Here is a 17671-nt window from a genome sequence, read left to right as displayed (position 1 = left end):
TCAGAAGCTGGAATAGGTCTGCACCGGCCGTGGGCGGTTGTCCAGTGGAGCGTTCCCGGGCTCAAAGCGGTAGCGGCCATACACCATGAAATTGGTGGGCGCGTAGTAGGCCGAGCGATCCAGCTCCAGCTGTGCTCCCAGTGCGAGATGGGGCGTGACCTGGTATTCCAGTGCCCCCCGGAACGAACGCCCGAAACCCGAACCCGAACTGCCCGCGTACACCGGAACGCCACCGTCGGCCGCCAGCCGGGCACGCGCCAGGGCCTGCAGGAGTGCGCTCTGCGGAAAATAGTCGCTGTCGCCACTGCTACTGCGCGATACAGAGACGGACCCGCGTGCCAGCCAGGTCAGTGCGCCGCGGCGTCCACTCCATTCCAGTGGCAGGGCGACGGATACGTAGTTGCGTGGGCTGTAGTAGCCGCCGTGGCCGAAGCTGAATTCGGACAGGTCTTTGCCATAGTGCCAAGCTGAGACGGCAACACCCAGGTTGACGACGCCATCGCTGTGGCGCCATACATCGCGGTCCAGTGCCCAGCGCAGCTGGGCGCGGGTATTGGTTGCCACATTTTTTCCGGTGAGGGCGGCCAGGCTCAGGCTCAGCGAGGTGCTGTAGGGCCCAATGTCGGTAGAAAGACGGCCTGCAGCGCCCGTTGCTACCACGCCGCCCCATACCTGGCCTGTGATGGGATCGCGCGCCCCTGCGTACGACAGCAGGCTGCCAGTGATGGGGCGCCGATACGCTTCGAGTTTGTAGCTGTAGCGGCCCAGATCGCCGGTTTTGGACAGGCCCCCTACGACATTGGTCACCGGAAATCCAACCCCAGTGGTTCCGATGTCCCACTGGACATCGTCTCCCACATAGCCGAAACCCAGGTTGGTGCCCTGGCCCCGTTGGCGTCGCTCGGTGGCAAAGGAGGACCCCGGTGGTAGTGCCGCCACCTGCCCGTAAGTGAGCAGGTCTGGACCATCGGCGGGGAGATCGCCCGCATCCAGCTGTACCCGATCCACGTGCAAGAAATAGTGCCCGTCGTAGCCACGCGGCATCCACGCCACCACAGGACGTTCCCAGCCGCGCAGGCTGGAGATTCCGTCCGTGGAGCGCTTGCTCAGCGCCTGGTGTCCCGCTTCGATTCGCGGCTGGCGCCGTGCCTCGATGGCATCGATCTCGCCCTGGATCTTGGCAACGACGGCCGGGTCGGCGGGGACGGACAGTGTGTAACTCTGCTGGAGAGCCAGTGGTCGGTCGGAATCAATCGGCACCGGGGCCTGGCTTTCTGGGGCCGTTGCAGCAGGGGGGGCGATCTTTCCGCGCGTCTCCAGCATGAGCGCAGTGCGGAAGAACACCATGGCCTGTGCGTAGTTGCGGTTGGCCCGCTCCAGGCGCGCTGCATGCAGCAGCACGTCACTGTCTTGCGGAAAACCGTCCAGCAGACGGGTCGCCAATGCACGCGCTTCGTCCATGCGGCCAATACGTTGCCAGATGCGTAGCAGTGCCAGTTGCTGCCCCACATCGCTCGGAGGGATGCGGTCTTTCAACCAGTCGGCCTCATTGGCCGCAGCCCGCCGGTCTCCGGTGTCCTGCAGTCGTGACAGGGTGTCCGCCAGCGCCATGCGAACAGACAGATCATCCGGTTGTGCGGATGCCAAAGGCTTGAGCAACTGGGCGGCATCGGCATATTCGGCTGCAGCCATGAGCAACCGTGCCTGGGCCAGGCTGCGTTGGCGTGGTGTGGAGAGTGTGTCCGGCAGGGGTGTCGCCTGGCGTGCCAGGCGCGAGGCTTCGTTGGTACGTCCGGCCTGCCGCTGCTTCTCGATGAGCCGCTCTTGGTGCGCTGCATACAGCGCTACCAGCCGGCTTTCTTGCTCGGCGCTCCAGCCCTTGGCTTGCAGCAGACGAGGCAATTGCTCGGCGAGGCCGGCATCGTCCTCCGCCCGGTTGAGCAGCTGTGCGTAGTCCAGCTGCGTGTCTGGCGCCAGCGTGGGGACACGCGCTGCCAGGCGATGGAAGACTGCCACGCCCCGCGCGGGCTGTGCGCGGCGAGACCAGGCATTGGCAACGCTGTAGAGCAGGTCTGCTTCATTGCCTGCTGTCCGTTCCGCTTGCTGTAGCAGTGCCTCGACTTCAGCTGCCGGCAGGGGTTTCAGGGCCTGAGTGACGAGCGACTTGACCTGAGAGCGCCGCACCAGCGAGCGCATGGCGTCTGTCTGATCGGCGGAGGGTATCCGCTGCATGTCCGCGAGGGCAGCGCTGTCTTCGTCCAGGGCAGAACGTATCAGGGCGCGGGCATACAACATCTCGGCACCGACGGCGCCGGACGGAATACGCGCCACACCCTCATCCATGGCGTGCAGTGCTTCTTGGGGGCGGCCCAGGCGTATGTAAATACGCGCGAGGCGGTGTCTTATCCAAGCATCGTCGGGGGTCAGTACCACTGCCGACTCCAAGGCACGCAGTGCGGGGCCCAGGCGCTGGGCCTGCAGGTCGTCCTCCGCCTGGGCCACCAGCACGTCGGCCTGGGCACTGGCGAGTTTTTCTGAGAGTGTGGTGTCACGTGCGGCAGCCTCGGCCAGCAGGGACAGCGCTTTGGTCACCCGCCCGGTGCGGGCATAGAGACTTGCCAGGCCTTTGATGGCGGAGGTGCTGTTGGGCTCCTGTTGGATGGCTTGTTGGTAGAAATTCTCTGCCAGCGCATGGTCCCCTTGCAGGTCGCGAATGCTCGCCAGGGTGGTCAATGCGTCAGCACTTTGGGGTTGCATCTGCAGCGCGCGTTCGGCCAGGCTGGCTGCCGTGACCAGTTCGTTCTGTTCGACGGCTCTGTCGGCCTGTCGCAGCAGTCCCCAGAATCTGGCAGTGGCCTGCAAGTCCTTCCAGCGGCTCTGGCGTGTGAGCGCATAGGCCTGGCTGAAGAGGTCCTGCGCCTGTGCATGCTGGCCTTGGCGCAGGCGGATCAATCCCAGGTTTCCCAGGCTTTCTCCGTCCTGGGGGCGCAAAGCCAGCGTCGCCTGGATCTGCTCTTCCGCCAACTCCATATCACCTTGGTCAAGGGCAGTACGCGCTGCCTGGCGGGCGATGTTGGCGGGGTCGCGGGCCGCGCGCTCTGCGCGCTCGACCGCCTGTTGCATGGCGGCCAATCGTTCCACCATGGCGCTATCAGCCGGGTAGCGCTGCAGAAATGCGCGCACGCGGGGCAGGTTCGCTGGGGTGTTGGCCAGCCGGTCCAGGGCGCGGCGCCAGAGGTCTTGCAGCTGCTGGGCATTGATATCGGGCTGCTTTGCCAGGGCCTCGATCTCCTGCACCACGGCCGTCGGGTTGCCCCCCTGGTACATGCGCAGCTCCAGCTGTGCCAGCCGGTAGCGGGACTCCCCGGTTTGCTGGTACAGCCTGGCCAGCTGGCGCTGGGATTCGGTGCTCTGCTTGGCGGTGGAGCCCATGATCTGGTGGTATTCCAGCGCCAGTCCGCCGAGCGTGGGCGGGCCTTGCGGGAACAGCTCGCGCGCCAAGTCGGCGGCCTCGGCCTTGCGGCCTGCGCGCGCCATCAAGCGCACCTGGGCCAGTTTTTCGCGGTCGGGGCCATACACGCGTACCAGGGTTTCCAGTTCCTGGGTCAGCACATGGCCGGGGTGGCGTGCGCGCAAGGTGGCCAGCACGCGCTGGGCCTCGTCGCTTTTCTTTTCGCGCAGCGCCAAGTCGCCCAGCGTCGCCAGCCCTTCGGGAGAGTTCGGGTCCATGGCCAGCAGCTTGTCCACCAGCTGGCGGGCCATATCCGGCCGGTTTTTGCTGGCCCACAGGCGGGCGCCGCTGAGCAGCTCAGCTTCGATGGCGGGTGGGGTGCTGGCGTGCACGCCGTGCTGCCCGGGCAGGCAGGCGGCGGCGAGCAAGGTCAGGGAGGGGAGCCAGCGGTGTGTACGGCGTTTCACGGTTTCCATCGCACAGTGAGTTGGCCGTTTGCAGTGAAGCGATATTGCCCCTCCATGGCGCCCAGCCCAAACAAGCCGAGCACCTGCTCGTAGTAGGCCGTGGGACGCAAGGGGCGGGCCTCCAGGCGCATGCGCTGCGATTGCAGGGTGCGGTCGTCGCCCACTGCCCGCAAAAATGGCAGGACTGCAGCCGAGAACCCGGAGGGGGCGGGGCCCGAGGCTTGGGCTGTCAGGATGTCGATGGACTCGGGCGGGTATCCCTGTTCGCGCACGAAGCGTGCCATAGGCTGCAGGGTATCCAGCAAGGCCTTGCGACCGGGAGCGTTGGCGTGCAACGTGCCCGCCCACAGATAGACGCGGATGGCGTTGTAGCTGCCCTGGCCTTTTTCCTTGCCCTTGTCATCCACCAGAAAGCCCTGCTTAGGGTCGTACACGGTCCAGTCGGGCGTGAAGCCCTTGGGTGAAGCGCCCTGGATGACCTTGAGCGAGCTGTCCACCAGTTGCTTCCATTCGGGCTGGGGGTCCTCTGCTGCCAGCCAGTGCATGAGGTGCATGGGCATGTAGCTGGGGTTCAGGCGCCAGCGTCCGTCCTTCTGTGCAAAGCCCTGGGGCGCTGGCAGAAGGGTCAGTCCCAGGCCGGGCAGTTGCGCGGTTTCTTCACGCAGGATGCGGGCCGCCAGCAAGGCAGAGAGTGCGCGGTAGGTGCGCACGTTCCACAGGCGGCCTGCCTCGCCCAGCGCGTAGGCCATCCAGAGGTCGGCGTCCGAGGCGGCGTTGCTGTCGATGACACCCCAAGTGCCATCGGGGCGTTTACCCCATAGCCAGGCCGGGAGGCGGGCGGTCATATCGCCGTCGCACAGGTTGTTTTCCGTCCAGCGCAGCAGCTTGTCGAAGGTGGTTCGGTCATTGGCCACCAAGGCAAAGAACAAGGCGTATGCCTGACCTTCGGAGTAGGTCTGTCCTCCTCCCGCATCATCCGAGATGACGCGGCCGCCTTCGTTGATGAACTGCGCCTTGAACGCTTCCCAGGCGGGCCACCCGGGGCGTTCTGCCGTGGATTGGGGCTGCGCGCGAAGGCCTGGCAGCCAGGACAGCAGTGCAGCACCGCCGCCAGCCTGCAGGGCCGTGCGCCGACGAAGGGACTCAGTCATGCTGGGATGCCAGTCGGCGGCGCGCCATGGTGCGCAAGGCGCCATAAACGATAAAGGTCAGCAGAAGGCCTGTGGCGATGCCCGCCAAGGCCAGCAGCAAGGGGTGGCTGTGCAGGTGGAACCACAGGCGTTGCCACCAAGGCAGGTCGCCCACGTAGTACACAGGCTTGATGCGGAAGCTTTCGATGGCGTCGCCGCGCATCAGGCCCAGATCTCCGCGCAGGCTCTTGATCTTGCCCGCATCGTTCAGGCTCTGGCTCAGCAGCCCCATGGCTTCCTTGTCAGTGGCGGTGAGCGCCACCACGCTGCGACCACTGTGCAAGGGCGATTCAAAGCCGGTGACTGCTGCCAGCGGCCCTGTGCCTTGCAGCACGGCTTGCCCGCCAGAGGCGGACAGACGGTGTTCGGATTCCAGGTTGAACAGTTCAATGAACGATCCCAGTGCGCGTTCCAGGGGCTGCACCGACCGGGCGCCAGCGGCCAGCAGGGCTGGCAGGTGGTTCTTCCACTGCTCCAGCAAACCATCGGCGTCGGCCTGCGACACGATCAGGATGTCCGTGTCACCCGCCTTGTTGGCGTCTGCGGCGCGCAGCAGCTGAAAGCGGGTGCCTGGATAGCCGGTGGAAGCGCTCATGCGGCCTACGGAGGTCAGGAAGACCTCGATGTCTGCGGTGCTGGGCTGGTTGGGCAAGATGATGGAGGTCTGGGCCAGGTCGGGCACCCGGGTGAACGGAAAGCCGCTGTTGGCATAGGCCGCCAGATTGGGCATGGCCAGGTAGTGGCGAAAACCCGTGAGGTCGATGGTGGACTGCGGATCAATGGCCGCAAACAGTTCGGTGGGCGGCGCGGACTTGCAACGGCCCAGGTCGTTGGGCGGGATCTGGAATGCGAACTGCAGCTGGTTGTCGCCGCCAATCATGAAGGCAGGAATCTTCAGGTCCGAACGGTTCTGGGCGTTCCCGTCATCGAACAGGGGCAGCATCACCGTGTTCTTGCCACTGGTGCGGTCATCCCGCGACTGCAGCGGATAGGACTGGATGAACTGGTTGTTGATGGAGATGTTCAGGCTGCCATGGTCCGAGACACTGCTGGGGGTGTAGCGGTAGGCGAGGTCCAGCGGCACACCCTTGGCGTTCCAGGTGAACAGGTCCGGGGCCATGCGGGTGTAGATGTTCACCGTGTCGTTGAGCACCGTGCCGCGCAGTTGCAGGTCCGAAGGACTGCCCACCAGCTCGGCCAGTTTCACGGGCCTCTGGGTGGTGATCCAGCGAGGGGCGTCATAGGGCTTGGTCAGCGCGGGATAGTCCAGCGATTTGACAGCAATGGTTTGCCCGGACAAAACCGCTTTCCCCAGGGCCAGGGCATCTGCCGCCATCTGTAGCTGAACATCGTCTTTGCCCAGCACCAGCAGCAGTTTGGCGCCTGGCACTTCGGGGTGGTTGACCATCGAGATCGTGGGCTCGGTCACAGGTGCCATGTCCTGCAGGAACGCGGGACGGTGGCTGTTGGTGGCCAGCACCACGGCGTGCGAGCGGGGCAGCTGGTTTTCCAGCACCGGGAACTGGTTGCCTCGGTAGCCTGCCAGCATGCCAATCCAGCTGGCGATGGAGCCTGACGCCTTGAGCGTACCGGTGCTGGGTTGATTGCCGAACACAAACGGCAGCTTGACGGGGCGGTTGTCCCGGGGGTCGAAAAACGGCGCAGGCAGCAGCGCGAGGTCATTGCGCAGAGGGATCTGCCGCAACGAAAGCTCCAGCTGGCTGTCGTTGCTGATGGTTGCCCACAGGCTGGAATGGGTTGGCGTCTCACATTCCATCGTGTAGTGGCCGATGAACTGGAAGCGGAACCGGTTGTAATCCGTGAAGTAGCGCGGGTCGATATTGAGCTCGACCGTCTGCGGGGTGCCCAGGCGCTCCTTGTCCAGCACCACGGTCTGCAGGGTTTCGTCATTGAGCATCAGCTTGAGATGCGACAGTGACGGGATCAGCGCAGGTGACAGTGTGAAGGTCAGGCGCAGCTTGGCGGCTTCGACGATCTCGTCGCGCCGCACCCCCACACCCACACTGGCCTCACTCTCCACGCCTCGCAAAGAAACAGGGCGCCCCACGCCCAGTTCCTTGAGGCTGACTTTCCATTGCCGTGCGGGCAGCGTAGGAGTGTCCGATGGGCTGGCTCCGATCGCGCTGTCGTTGGCCTGCACTGCCCGGGCTGACTCGCGCTCCTGGCGGGTCAGAGCCTTTTCTTTGGCCGCAGCGCTACGGGCCTTGCTGGTCTGGGCATTGGCTTGCGGGGCGGGGGTTGAGATCAGCCCGGCAGTGATCAGCGCGACAAAAAGAGGGAGCGCGCGGGTTGCAGATGTGGATTTCACAGTGTTCTTTTTTGCTGGCTCGTACCTGAAGGATGGGCGCATCGGACCCATGCCTGGGTGGTGTCACTTGTATGACAAAGTGTATCGATGGGGCCGGGTTGTGCCGCTCCGCAGGACATTTGTTTGCAATTGCTTTGCCAGCAGTGTTGTTGCCCGACTGCAGCAGGTACGTGAAGAGTAAGTGCCTGGATTCATGGTTCGAAAAAACGGTGCGCGTCTGTAGCTCTGGCTGGTCACCATGGCATGGCGGATGGCATGCTCCCTGGCGGGCTGACGGCGGACAGAACACGCGGTGGTTCTTGCAAAGACACATCCGTTGCCACCCGTGGAAGGTGGACACCGGGGCCGTGGGCCCCAGGCGGCCAGACGATGGTGCTGCCGGCGGACGACTCTCCGGGCCATGGGGCCGGGTTGCCGCGAGCGGAGAAACAATCGGTCTGGAAACAAAAAAGCCTGCTACTTATGGGTAGCAGGCTTTTTGTGCCTTGCGGCTTGATTTGGTGGGTCCTGAGTGACTCGAACACTCGACCTACGGATTAAGAGTCCGCTGCTCTACCAACTGAGCTAAGAACCCAAATCTTTAAAATTTGTCTGCATCGCTGCAGAGCCTCGAATTATGCACTAGTTTTTGGACACTCTGCAAGTCGTGCTCAAAAATTATTGCATTGCGTTGCGGCTGGCCAGCTCGACGAAGAGGCCGCTGTGGTCCAGCTCGCCCAGGCCGTGGTCCACACCTTCGGCATACAAGGCCTCAAACAGGGCAGTGATGGGGGCGTCGAAACCTGTTTCCCGGGCGGTGGCCAACGCATTGCGCATGTCCTTCAGTTGGACCGCCATCCGGCCCCTGGGGGCAAAGTCGCGTTCCACCATCCGCTGCCCATGCAGTTGCAGGATACGGCTGTCGGCAAAACCGCCGCTAATGGCCTCGCGGACCTTGGCCATGTCGGCACCACCCTTGGCGGCAAACAGCAGCGCTTCGGCCACGGCGCCAATCGTGATGCCCACGATCATCTGGTTGGCCAGTTTGGCCAGCTGCCCGGCACCGTGTGGCCCCACATGCGTGGCGTGCCCCAGGCAGGCAAACACGGGCTGGGCGCGGGCATAGTCCTCGGGCCTTCCGCCGGCCATGATGGCCAGAGTGCCGGCTTCGGCGCCAACGGTGCCCCCAGATACCGGTGCATCCAGGTGGGTCAGGCCCAGCTCGCCCAGGCGGGCTGCGTGGTCGCGCGCCTCGCTGGGCTGAATGGAGGCCATGTCAATGAAAAGAGCACCTGGGCGCATGGCCTGTGCTGTGCCGTGCTCAAACAGGACCTGGCCCACGACCGGGCCGTTTTCGAGCAGGCTGATGACAATGTCCGCGTCCTTGACGGCATCGGCAGGGTTGCCGTGCACGGTGACACCCCATTGCGCCAGCGGTTCTGCTTTGGCGCGGGTGCGGTTCCACGCGTGCACCCTGTGGCCTGCTTCGCTGAGCCGCCTGGCCATGGGCAACCCCATCATGCCAATGCCAAGAACGGCGATGCGAAGCGGTGTGGTGGTCATGGCGTTGTTCTGCTGCAAAGAGGAATTCAAGGGCGTCTCTGTTGTCATCATGTGCCTTTTTGGCGCTCCAGTCTGTCACGGAGCTTGCAGCGTATGGCGATTGGCCAGATGATTCTGCAGCGCCAGCGCCGTTCCTGCGTCTGCCGAGCCTGTTGGCCGGTCTGCGGTATGGCACCGAAGGCAGCCCACATAACTCGGAGACCCTTGCCCATGACCTTGCCCCTGTACGACCCTGCCTGGCTGGAGCGCATGTACAACAACCGCGCCCTGGTCCCTGACCACATGGACTACTTCGAGCGTTGGGCTCAAGACTCTGCCCAGGTGCGAGCCACTGTCCCTTGTGCGCTGGATGTGGCCTATGGCACGGGTGCCGGGGAAACCCTGGACGTGTTTCCGTCCGCCCGTGCCGGGGGTGGGGCGGTGCCCGTGCTGGTGTTCATCCACGGCGGTTACTGGCGGTCACTCGACAAATCGGATCACTCTTTCATCGCGCCGCCTTTCACCCAGGCCGGGTTTTGTGTGGTGGTGGTGAACTACGCGCTGTGCCCGGGCACCCCGGACGCGCCGGTGACCATTCCTCACATCGCGCGGCAGATGGAAAAGGCGCTGGGCTGGGTCTGGCACCAGATCGCCGCCCATGGTGGCGACCCCCGGCGGATCACCGTTGCGGGGCACTCGGCGGGCGGGCAGTTGGCGGCCCTGCTGCTCACCAGCGTGTGGCCCCTGATCGGCAAGGGCTTGCCCGATGGCCTGGTGCGCAATGTGCTGTCGATCTCGGGGGTGCACGACCTGGAACCCATCATGCACACGCCCATGTACCAGTCGGTGTTGCACCTGACCGAACAGCAGGTGCTGCAATGCAGCCCCGCGCGCTTGCTGGAGCCGCCCACCGGCACGCTGTATTGCGCCGTCGGGGCGGATGAAAGCCCCGAGTTCCTGCGCCAGAACCAGCTCATGCAGGATGCCTGGGGCAGCCATTTTGTACCCCGCAGCGTGGCCTTGCCGGGGTTGAACCACTTCAGCATCGTCGATGCCCTGGCCAAGCCCGGGCATGACCTGCACCACATGGCGCAGAACCTGCTGCGGGCCTGAGAACAGGTTCTCCTAACCGGGCGGCGGCTCGCGCCCGGGGGGTTACATCAGCAGGTGTTCGCCTGCGTTGTCGCCGCCCAGGATCACATAGTTCACCTTGCGCACGTCCATCAGCTTGGTGCCGCCCGCGTAGCTGATGGAGCTTTGCACGTCCTGCTCCATCTCGATGAGCGTTTCGGCCAGTTTGCCTTTGATGGGCTCCAGGATGCGCTTGCCTTCGACATGCTTGTATTCGCCCTTGTTGAAGTCGCTGGCCGAGCCGTAGTACTCCTTGAACAGCGCGCCGTCCACTTCCACCGTCTTGCCGGGTGATTCCTCGTGGCCCGCAAACAGCGAGCCGATCATCACCATGCTGGCGCCAAAGCGGATGCTCTTGGCAATGTCACCGTGGCTGCGGATGCCCCCGTCGGCAATGATGGGCTTGGTGGCCACGCGGGCACACCACTTGAGGGCCGACAGCTGCCAGCCGCCCGTGCCAAAACCGGTCTTGAGCTTGGTGATGCACACCTTGCCCGGGCCCACGCCCACCTTGGTGGCGTCGGCGCCCCAGTTTTCCAGGTCGATGATGGCTTCGGGCGTGGCCACGTTGCCAGCAATCACAAACGACTGCGGCAGGTGCTTTTTCAGGTAGCCGATCATGTTCTTCACGCTGTCAGCATGGCCATGGGCAATGTCGATAGTGATGTACTCGGGCGTGATGCCCTGTGCCACCAGCTGGTCCACGGTGGCGTAGTCGGGTTGCTTCACACCGAGCGAGATCGATGCATAGCAGCCCTTGGCATGCATGTCCTTGACGAACTGGATGTTGTCCAGGTCAAAGCGGTGCATGACGTAGAAGTAACCGTTCTGCGCCATCCAGGTGCAGATGGTTTCGTCCACCACGGTCTTCATGTTGGCGGGCACCACCGGCAGGCGAAAGCGGCGACCGCCCAGCTCCACACTGGCGTCGCATTCCGAGCGGCTTTCCACGCGGCACTTGCGGGGCAGCAGCAGGATGTTGTCGTAGTCGAAGATTTCCATGAGATTCCAAGCTCCATAAAGGGACGCCGCCAAACGATTTCGACGGCGGTGGGCGCTTGGCTGTCAGACCGGCTTTGCGGGAGTGGACGTGACAGTCACTCCGAACCCTGCTGAGCGCGGGCACAAAAAACCGGGCGTCAAGAAACTTGGGCCCGGTGCTTGATTCTACCCGCCTGCCAAAGGGCCGTCATAACGCCACCGGTATTACCTGCATACGGATTGGGCGGCCGCCACGATGCTGCCCGAGGCATCCTGCACCCAGCCAACCATATGCAGCCTGTCGGCCTGTGCGCCATCGGGGATGCGCATGGAGCGGGTTTCCATCCATGCCCACGGCTTGCCCTTGCTGCGTGCGGGCCGCTGGGCCTGGGGCCAGGCGCCCTCGAACTGATTGCGTACGATGTAACGGGGCACAACGGTGCCGTCAGTACCTGCGGGTATGGCCTCTACCAGCAACAGGTAAAAGGCGAGGGGCGTGGCAGCCGCAGTGCGCTGTGGCGCCGCAGGGGAGGGGGTGAAGGCGATGCCTGTGCCCACATAGTCATTGAACGCCACCCCATGGGCCACACGCAACCGGCCACGCGCGGCTAAACCGACCGGGGTGACGTACACATCGGTGGAGATGGGGGGCTTGCGCCCCAGGGCTTGCAGGCGGGGCAGCGCGTCGGTCGAGGCCGCAGCCGACAGGGGGGCGTCGTCGCCCGCCTTGCCCGGCACGATCCAGTCCAGCACCACGGCACCTGCCTTGGCTGACGGTGCCGGGGTGGCCGCATCGCTCCAGCAGGACTCGCAGTCGGCGCTGATGAAGCGCTCGAACACGGCCACAGGCCTGGGGGTGCCGTCGCTGCTGCAACTGGCCTGGGCCATCGCCTGGGGGGCGTGCGCCAGGGCCAGCCACAGGCTGGCCAGGGGGAGGGCAATGTTTTTCATGGTGCGAGGCGGCGTGGGGCAGGGTGCTTTCTACAATGGCTGGATGTTCCCACAAGACCCGTTTTCGGGTGTGCCAGATGCCCTGGTGCCCCCACACTCCGGTGCGCCCTCGGCCGCATCCCCCCTTCTGGCCCACCTGAACGATGAACAACTGGCTGCGGTGACCTTGCCCGCAGGCCATGCGCTCATCCTGGCGGGGGCGGGGTCGGGCAAGACCCGGGTGCTGACCACCCGCATTGCCTGGCTGCTGCAAAACGGCTACGCCACGCCCGGCGGCATTCTGGCCGTCACATTCACCAACAAGGCTGCCAAGGAGATGGTGGCCCGCCTGTCGGCCATGCTGCCGGTCAACGTGCGTGGCATGTGGATTGGCACCTTCCACGGCCTGTGCAACCGGCTGCTGCGCGCGCACCACAAGGCAGCGGGGCTGCCGCAGTCGTTCCAGATCCTGGATACGCAAGACCAGCTCTCGGCCATCAAGCGCCTGTGCAAGCACCACAACGTGGACGAGGAGCGCTTTCCGCCCAAGCAGCTGTCGTACTTCATCGCCAGCTGCAAGGAAGAAGGCATGCGTCCCGGCGACGTGCCCACGCACGACAGCGACGCCCGCAAGAAGGTCGAGGTCTACCAGCTGTACGAAGAGCAATGCCAGCGCGAAGGCGTGGTGGACTTCGGCGAGCTGATGCTGCGGTCTTACGAGCTGCTGCGCGACAACGACCCGATCCGCGAGCACTACCAGCGCCGGTTCCAGCACATCCTGGTCGATGAGTTCCAGGACACCAACAAGCTGCAGTACGCCTGGCTCAAGCAACTGGCGGGCAACGACGTGGGCGGGCGTTACGAGGCGCGCGGTAGCGTGATCGCCGTGGGCGACGATGACCAGAGCATCTATGCCTTCCGTGGCGCCCGCGTCGGCAACATGACCGACTTTGTGCGCGAGTTCGATGTGCAGCGCCAGATCAAGCTGGAGCAGAACTACCGCAGCTACAGCAACATCCTCGACTCGGCCAACCACCTCATCAGCCACAACAGCCGCCGCCTGGGCAAGAACCTGCGCACCACGCAGGGCGCGGGCGAGCCCGTGCGCGTGTACGAAGCCAGCTCCGACCTGGCCGAGGCGCAGTGGATGGTCGATGAGATCAAGCAGTTGGTGCGCAACGACGGCTTTGAGCGCAAGGAGATTGCCGTGCTCTACCGCAGCAATGCGCAAAGCCGGGTGATCGAATCGGCATTGTTCAATGCCAGCGTCCCCTACCGTGTGTACGGCGGCCTGCGGTTTTTTGAGCGTGCCGAAATCAAGCATGCGCTGGCCTACCTGCGCCTGTTGGAGAACCCGCACGACGACACCAGCTTCACGCGCGTCGTCAACTTTCCTCCGCGCGGCATTGGCGCGCGCAGCATCGAGGTGCTGCAGGACGCGGCCCGCGCCGCGGGCTGCTCGTTGCACGATGCGGTGAGCGCCGTGCCCGGCAAGGCGGGGGCCAACCTGGGCGCGTTTGTGGCCATGGTGGATGTGCTGCGCGAGCAGACCCAGGGCCTGAACCTGCGCGGCATCATCGAGCAGATGCTCGAATCCACGGGGCTGGTGGAGCACTTTCGCACCGAGAAGGAAGGCGCCGACCGCATCGAGAACTTGGAGGAACTGGTCAACGCCGCCGAGAGCTTTGTCACGCAAGAGGGCTTTGGCCGTGACGCGGTGGCGCTGCCGCTGGACGAGCACGGCACGCCGCTCACCCAAAGCGTGGTCAGCCAAGGGCTGGACCCGAACGCGCCCGTACTCGACGAGCCTTTGAAACCCGCTGTGCCCGGCATCGTGGACGCCGACACCGGCGAAACCCTCTCGCCCCTGGCCGCCTTCCTGACCCACGCCGCGCTCGAAGCCGGTGACAACCAGGCCCAGGCTGGGCAGGACGCTGTGCAGCTCATGACGGTGCATGCCAGCAAGGGGCTGGAGTTTGACTGCGTGTTCATCGGCGGCATGGAGGAGGGCCTGTTCCCCCACGAGAACTCCGCCAGCGACCGCGACGGCCTGGAGGAAGAGCGTCGCCTGATGTACGTGGCCATCACCCGCGCGCGCAAGCGCCTGTACCTGAGTCACTCGCAAACGCGCATGCTGCACGGGCAGACGCGCTACAACATCAAGAGCCGGTTTTTTGACGAACTGCCCGAAGCGGCCCTCAAGTGGATCACGCCCAAGCAGCAGGGCTTTGGCTCGTATGCGCCCAGTTTTGCTACTAATTCAGGAGCTGGTGGCGTATATGGATCTAGCGCTAGAGGCCAATTTGGCTTCAAATCCGAGACGTTTGCCAGTCCCCCGGTGCCTGTGCAGAAGGCGGCACCATCGCACGGCCTGCGCGCGGGGATTGCCGTGTTCCACACCAAGTTTGGCGAGGGCAAGGTGCTGGCCATTGAAGGCACCGGCGACGACACACGTGCACAGGTCAACTTTCCGCGCCACGGCACCAAGTGGCTGGCGCTGTCGGTGGCCAAGCTGACGGTGGTCGAATAGCGCGTTTTGAGCCAAATCGCCTGCTGGCGCTAGTACCTTATGCCCTGTTAGCTATTGTTTATATAGCAAGCCGGGGCCGCCAATGACAACGGGGCCCTGAGGCCCCGTTGGTTTTTGAAGCGGGCCGCACCGGGTGCAGCCCTGTTGGCCCTTCGCTCAGGCTGAGTTCAGGCCTGGTTCAGGCTGGGCTGCTTGGCCGCTGCCGTCAGGTAGCCCACGGCCGCGCCGTTCTTGTTCTTGTAGTTGGCCTTGATCATCGGGTCCAGCGTGTCCTTGACCACGCTGTGGATGGCGCCCCAGTCACCGGCGTGCTGGAAGTTGCTCATGATGTACGTCCAGCCGTTGATCTCGTCCACGGCGTGCAGGCCGGTGGACTCGCCGCCCGAGGGGATCGACATCACGCGCGACAGCTGCTTGGTGTCCACGTTGTAGGCCCACAGGAAGTTGTTGACGTGCTGGCTGCTGTCTTCGCCGATGAACAGGGTGCGCATCTTTTCGGAGAACTTGAGGTTGTCCGGGTTGGCGATGTTGTTGGGGTTGGCGGTGTTGCCCAGGGCGTCGGCGGTGATGTCTTCACCGGCCAGCAGCACCTTGGTGTCCACGGGCATCCATTCGCTGTTGATGGTGCCGCCAGCGGTGTCCTTCTGGCCACCCTTGAGGTTCAGCGCCATCACGGCGCCGGCCACCAGTTGCTTGGGCACCGAGATGCCGTTGCCCGGCACGTTGGCGGCGTTGCCTGCCACCATGGACGACTGGATGTTCTGCAGCGCAGAGTAGGCAATCTTGTCCTTGGCGTTGACCGTGGTGCCTTCCATCTTGGTGAAGCCCAGGCTGGCGCCCAGGTAGGCGGCGTAGCGGTGGGTTTCCAGGAAGGCTGCGGCCTTTTCCATGCCGGGGTTCAGCTTGATCCACTCGGTCTTGCCGTTGGCCACGATCTTGGTGTAGCTGGCATCGGCCGGGTCGGTGGTCTTCACGGTCATGATGTCCGTGGGCTTGAGCGTGTTGGCCAGGTTCTCGATCTCGGCGCTGGTGGCCGAACCCATCTTGATCCAGGTGAGGGGCGCCGCCGTGCCCACCTTGGGGTCGATGGAGAAGCCGCTGCCCACCTTGGCAACGTACAGCGTACCGGACGACAGGTCTTTTTCCTTGTCGGCCACGAACACGAAGTAGCCGCTGTTGGTGGCGTCGTCGCCCATCAGCGCCGTGCGGTTGTCAGGCATCACCTGCACCAGTTCGTGCGAGATGCGGCCCATGCAGAAGTGCTTCTTGATGCTGGCGGTGCCGTCAGGGTTCACCGTCACCTCGGGCATGTGGCCGTAGTGGTAGGGGTTGGCCTTGGTTTCGTCGCCAAGCAGGTTCTTGCTGTAAGCCTTGAACATGGCGTTGCTGGCGATGCTGAACGCATCGGGTTCGTATTCTTCGCTCGACAAGTGGGTGCCCCAGGGCGACAGGCTGGCGCCGCAGGTGATCCACAGGCCGTGCACCTTGGAGGTGTCCACGTTGTGGTACTTCACCAGGCTCAGCTTGCCGGTGGTCTGGTCCTGGTCCAGCGTCAGCACGGCAATGGGCGAGGGCAGCTTGCCGTACATGTCGGTCTTGCCGTCTTGTGCCCAGGTGGTGTATTCAAACTGCACCACGGCAAACACGGCCTTGCCCTTGAGGCCAGTCACGGTGGGGTTGGCCACGGTCAGCAGCGAGGTGCCGTCGGGCGAGTCCGAGAAGTACTGGCGTTCCTTGCCAGCCACCGTGGCGTCGATGATGGGCTTGTTGTTGATGTCGTAGTAGCCACCCGACAGGATGGTGCCGCCCTTGCCGTCGGACACCATGTCGCCCGTCACGAAGAACGGCTGGTACGCCAGCTGGTAAGAGCGCACCGAGTCGTCGCTGAGCTTGATGTTGAGCGTGGAGCCCACGGTGGTGGTGGCCATGGCTGCGGCGTTGGCCAGGGTGGGGGCTGCCATCGACGTGAAGCTGGCCGACACAAAGCTGGGCGCGGCGGAGTCGCCGCCACCGCAGGCGGTCAGCAGTGCGGCCGAGGCGCTGGCGCTGAGCGGCAGCATGGGAACGCCGGCCAGCAGTTGCAGGGCCTTGCGGCGGGTGGGCATCGTCGGTTGGGTCATTTTCGGGGTGTTTCCAAGTGGGTATGCAAACGGGCATGCCACGCCCTGATCCGACCGGGAGCCTTGTTGGAAAAGGCGTAGTAGGCGGGTGGCATGGAGTCCAGCCCGCGATCCTAGGAACGCCCCGTGACAGTGGTTTGACGTTTGTGTGACGGTTTGACGCGATGCCTTGCGCAGCGCGTGACGCCCGCCCAAGGCGCGCCGCGCAGGCATGGCTGCGCGTGCGCTGCGGGACAGGCCCTAGTCCCGGGAGCCGGGCGGGCCGTAGGAGTTGCCGGTTCCGTAGTTATTGGCCGGTACGGCCGCGCCACCGCTGCCATCCTTGATGCCCTTGCGGCCCGACACCTGCCACGCGGTGCGCTGGTTGACCAGCCCCGCCAAAAATTCCATTTCTTCGTCCGTGTGGTTGATGGCACCGGCCGGTGTCAGCAGCCGGCCATTGCGGGGCGCGGGCTCGGCCCAGAACGACTGGTGGTAGCTGGACTGGCTCACCAGGCGTTCGCCGCCCGCCGTCAGCTCCACCGTGCCATAACAGTTGCAGAGATAGCCGCGCTGGTCCTGGTCGGCAAATACCTCGGCATACACCCCTGTGCCGCGGATGCCCGCCGTGGCGGTGGGCAGCGCAATCTGCCGGTCGGGGCCGCGCCCCCACACCGTGGCCACCGCACCGCTGAGCAGGCGCAGCAGCTTGACGGCCGTGGGGGTGTCGCTCTCCATCGCCATGCGTGAGTTCTGCCGCACCATGAAGGCACTGTCACCCACCGAGAACACCAGGCTGGCGCCCGGCCCGGTCTCGATGCGGTCGTTGGCGGTGATGGTGTGCTGCGCCGTCAGGGGCTCGCCATTGCGCAGCACATCGCCGCGCACCTCCACGATGTTGCTGCGCGCCTGCGCATGGGCGGCCGACCAGCCACCGCCTGCCACCCACAGCGCGGCAGCCTGCACCACGCTGCGCCGTTGGAACCAGACCAGCTCGTCGTCAGAGCGGCCCTGCAGGTGGTGCGCCGGGGGGGCTGGGGGG

General features: G+C 64.7%; 10 protein-coding genes and 1 tRNA gene. 2 read left to right on the top strand and 9 right to left on the bottom strand.

The window, feature by feature from the left end:
• From AC07X4_RS06285 to AC07X4_RS06265, 5 genes are all read right to left on the bottom strand, one after another.
• The gene (locus AC07X4_RS06285) at positions 1-3918 is read right to left on the bottom strand and encodes a cellulose synthase subunit BcsC-related outer membrane protein (RefSeq protein WP_494739570.1); all 3918 of its coding nucleotides are present in this window, start codon (positions 3916-3918) and stop codon (positions 1-3) included.
• Positions 3915-5069: a cellulose synthase complex periplasmic endoglucanase BcsZ gene (gene bcsZ, locus AC07X4_RS06280; protein WP_494739569.1), complete on the bottom strand. Its 1155-nt coding sequence runs from the start codon at positions 5067-5069 to the stop codon at positions 3915-3917. The genes AC07X4_RS06285 and bcsZ overlap by 4 nt, the downstream gene beginning before the upstream one ends.
• The gene (gene bcsB / locus AC07X4_RS06275) at positions 5062-7437 is read right to left on the bottom strand and encodes a cellulose biosynthesis cyclic di-GMP-binding regulatory protein BcsB (protein ID WP_494739568.1); all 2376 of its coding nucleotides are present in this window, start codon (positions 7435-7437) and stop codon (positions 5062-5064) included. The genes bcsZ and bcsB overlap by 8 nt, the downstream gene beginning before the upstream one ends.
• Positions 7438-7935: 498 nt before the next feature.
• A tRNA-Lys gene (locus AC07X4_RS06270) sits at positions 7936-8011 on the bottom strand.
• Positions 8012-8094: 83 nt separating this feature from the next.
• Positions 8095-8979 (bottom strand): NAD(P)-dependent oxidoreductase, encoded by an 885-nt coding sequence (locus tag AC07X4_RS06265; RefSeq protein WP_260666866.1) that lies wholly within the window; start codon positions 8977-8979, stop codon positions 8095-8097.
• Between the two features lie 210 nt (positions 8980-9189).
• On the opposite strand from AC07X4_RS06265, the gene AC07X4_RS06260 reads away from it, so the two are divergent.
• Entirely contained in the window at positions 9190-10071 is an 882-nt protein-coding gene (locus AC07X4_RS06260) for an alpha/beta hydrolase (protein ID WP_494739567.1), read from the top strand.
• Positions 10072-10113: 42 nt separating this feature from the next.
• Here the strand turns inward: AC07X4_RS06260 and AC07X4_RS06255 are convergent, their stop codons facing one another.
• Together AC07X4_RS06255 and AC07X4_RS06250 are read right to left on the bottom strand one after the other, a co-directional pair.
• The gene (locus AC07X4_RS06255) at positions 10114-11091 is read right to left on the bottom strand and encodes a GMP reductase (RefSeq protein ID WP_056061124.1); all 978 of its coding nucleotides are present in this window, start codon (positions 11089-11091) and stop codon (positions 10114-10116) included.
• A 204-nt stretch (positions 11092-11295) separates the two neighbouring features.
• On the bottom strand, positions 11296-12021 hold the full coding sequence (locus tag AC07X4_RS06250; protein ID WP_494739566.1) for a hypothetical protein: 726 nt from the start codon (positions 12019-12021) through the stop codon (positions 11296-11298).
• A gap of 43 nt (positions 12022-12064) precedes the next feature.
• Here AC07X4_RS06250 and AC07X4_RS06245 point away from each other — a divergent pair, with 43 nt between their 5' ends.
• A complete protein-coding gene (locus tag AC07X4_RS06245; RefSeq protein ID WP_494739565.1) occupies positions 12065-14530 on the top strand; it encodes a UvrD-helicase domain-containing protein in 2466 nt (821 codons plus the stop codon).
• Positions 14531-14697: 167 nt separating this feature from the next.
• Here the strand turns inward: AC07X4_RS06245 and AC07X4_RS06240 are convergent, their stop codons facing one another.
• Together AC07X4_RS06240 and AC07X4_RS06235 are read right to left on the bottom strand one after the other, a co-directional pair.
• On the bottom strand, positions 14698-16650 hold the full coding sequence (locus tag AC07X4_RS06240; RefSeq protein WP_494739564.1) for a PhoX family protein: 1953 nt from the start codon (positions 16648-16650) through the stop codon (positions 14698-14700).
• 240 nt (positions 16651-16890) lie between these two features.
• Positions 16891-17671 (bottom strand): FecR domain-containing protein (locus tag AC07X4_RS06235; protein WP_494739563.1); only part of this gene is annotated, 781 nt, incomplete at its 5' end.

This window comes from Acidovorax sp. GW460-11-11-14-LB4 (assembly GCF_059423685.1).
Note: the sequence above shows the minus strand (reverse complement) of the source record. Positions and strands in the feature narration are given on the sequence as shown.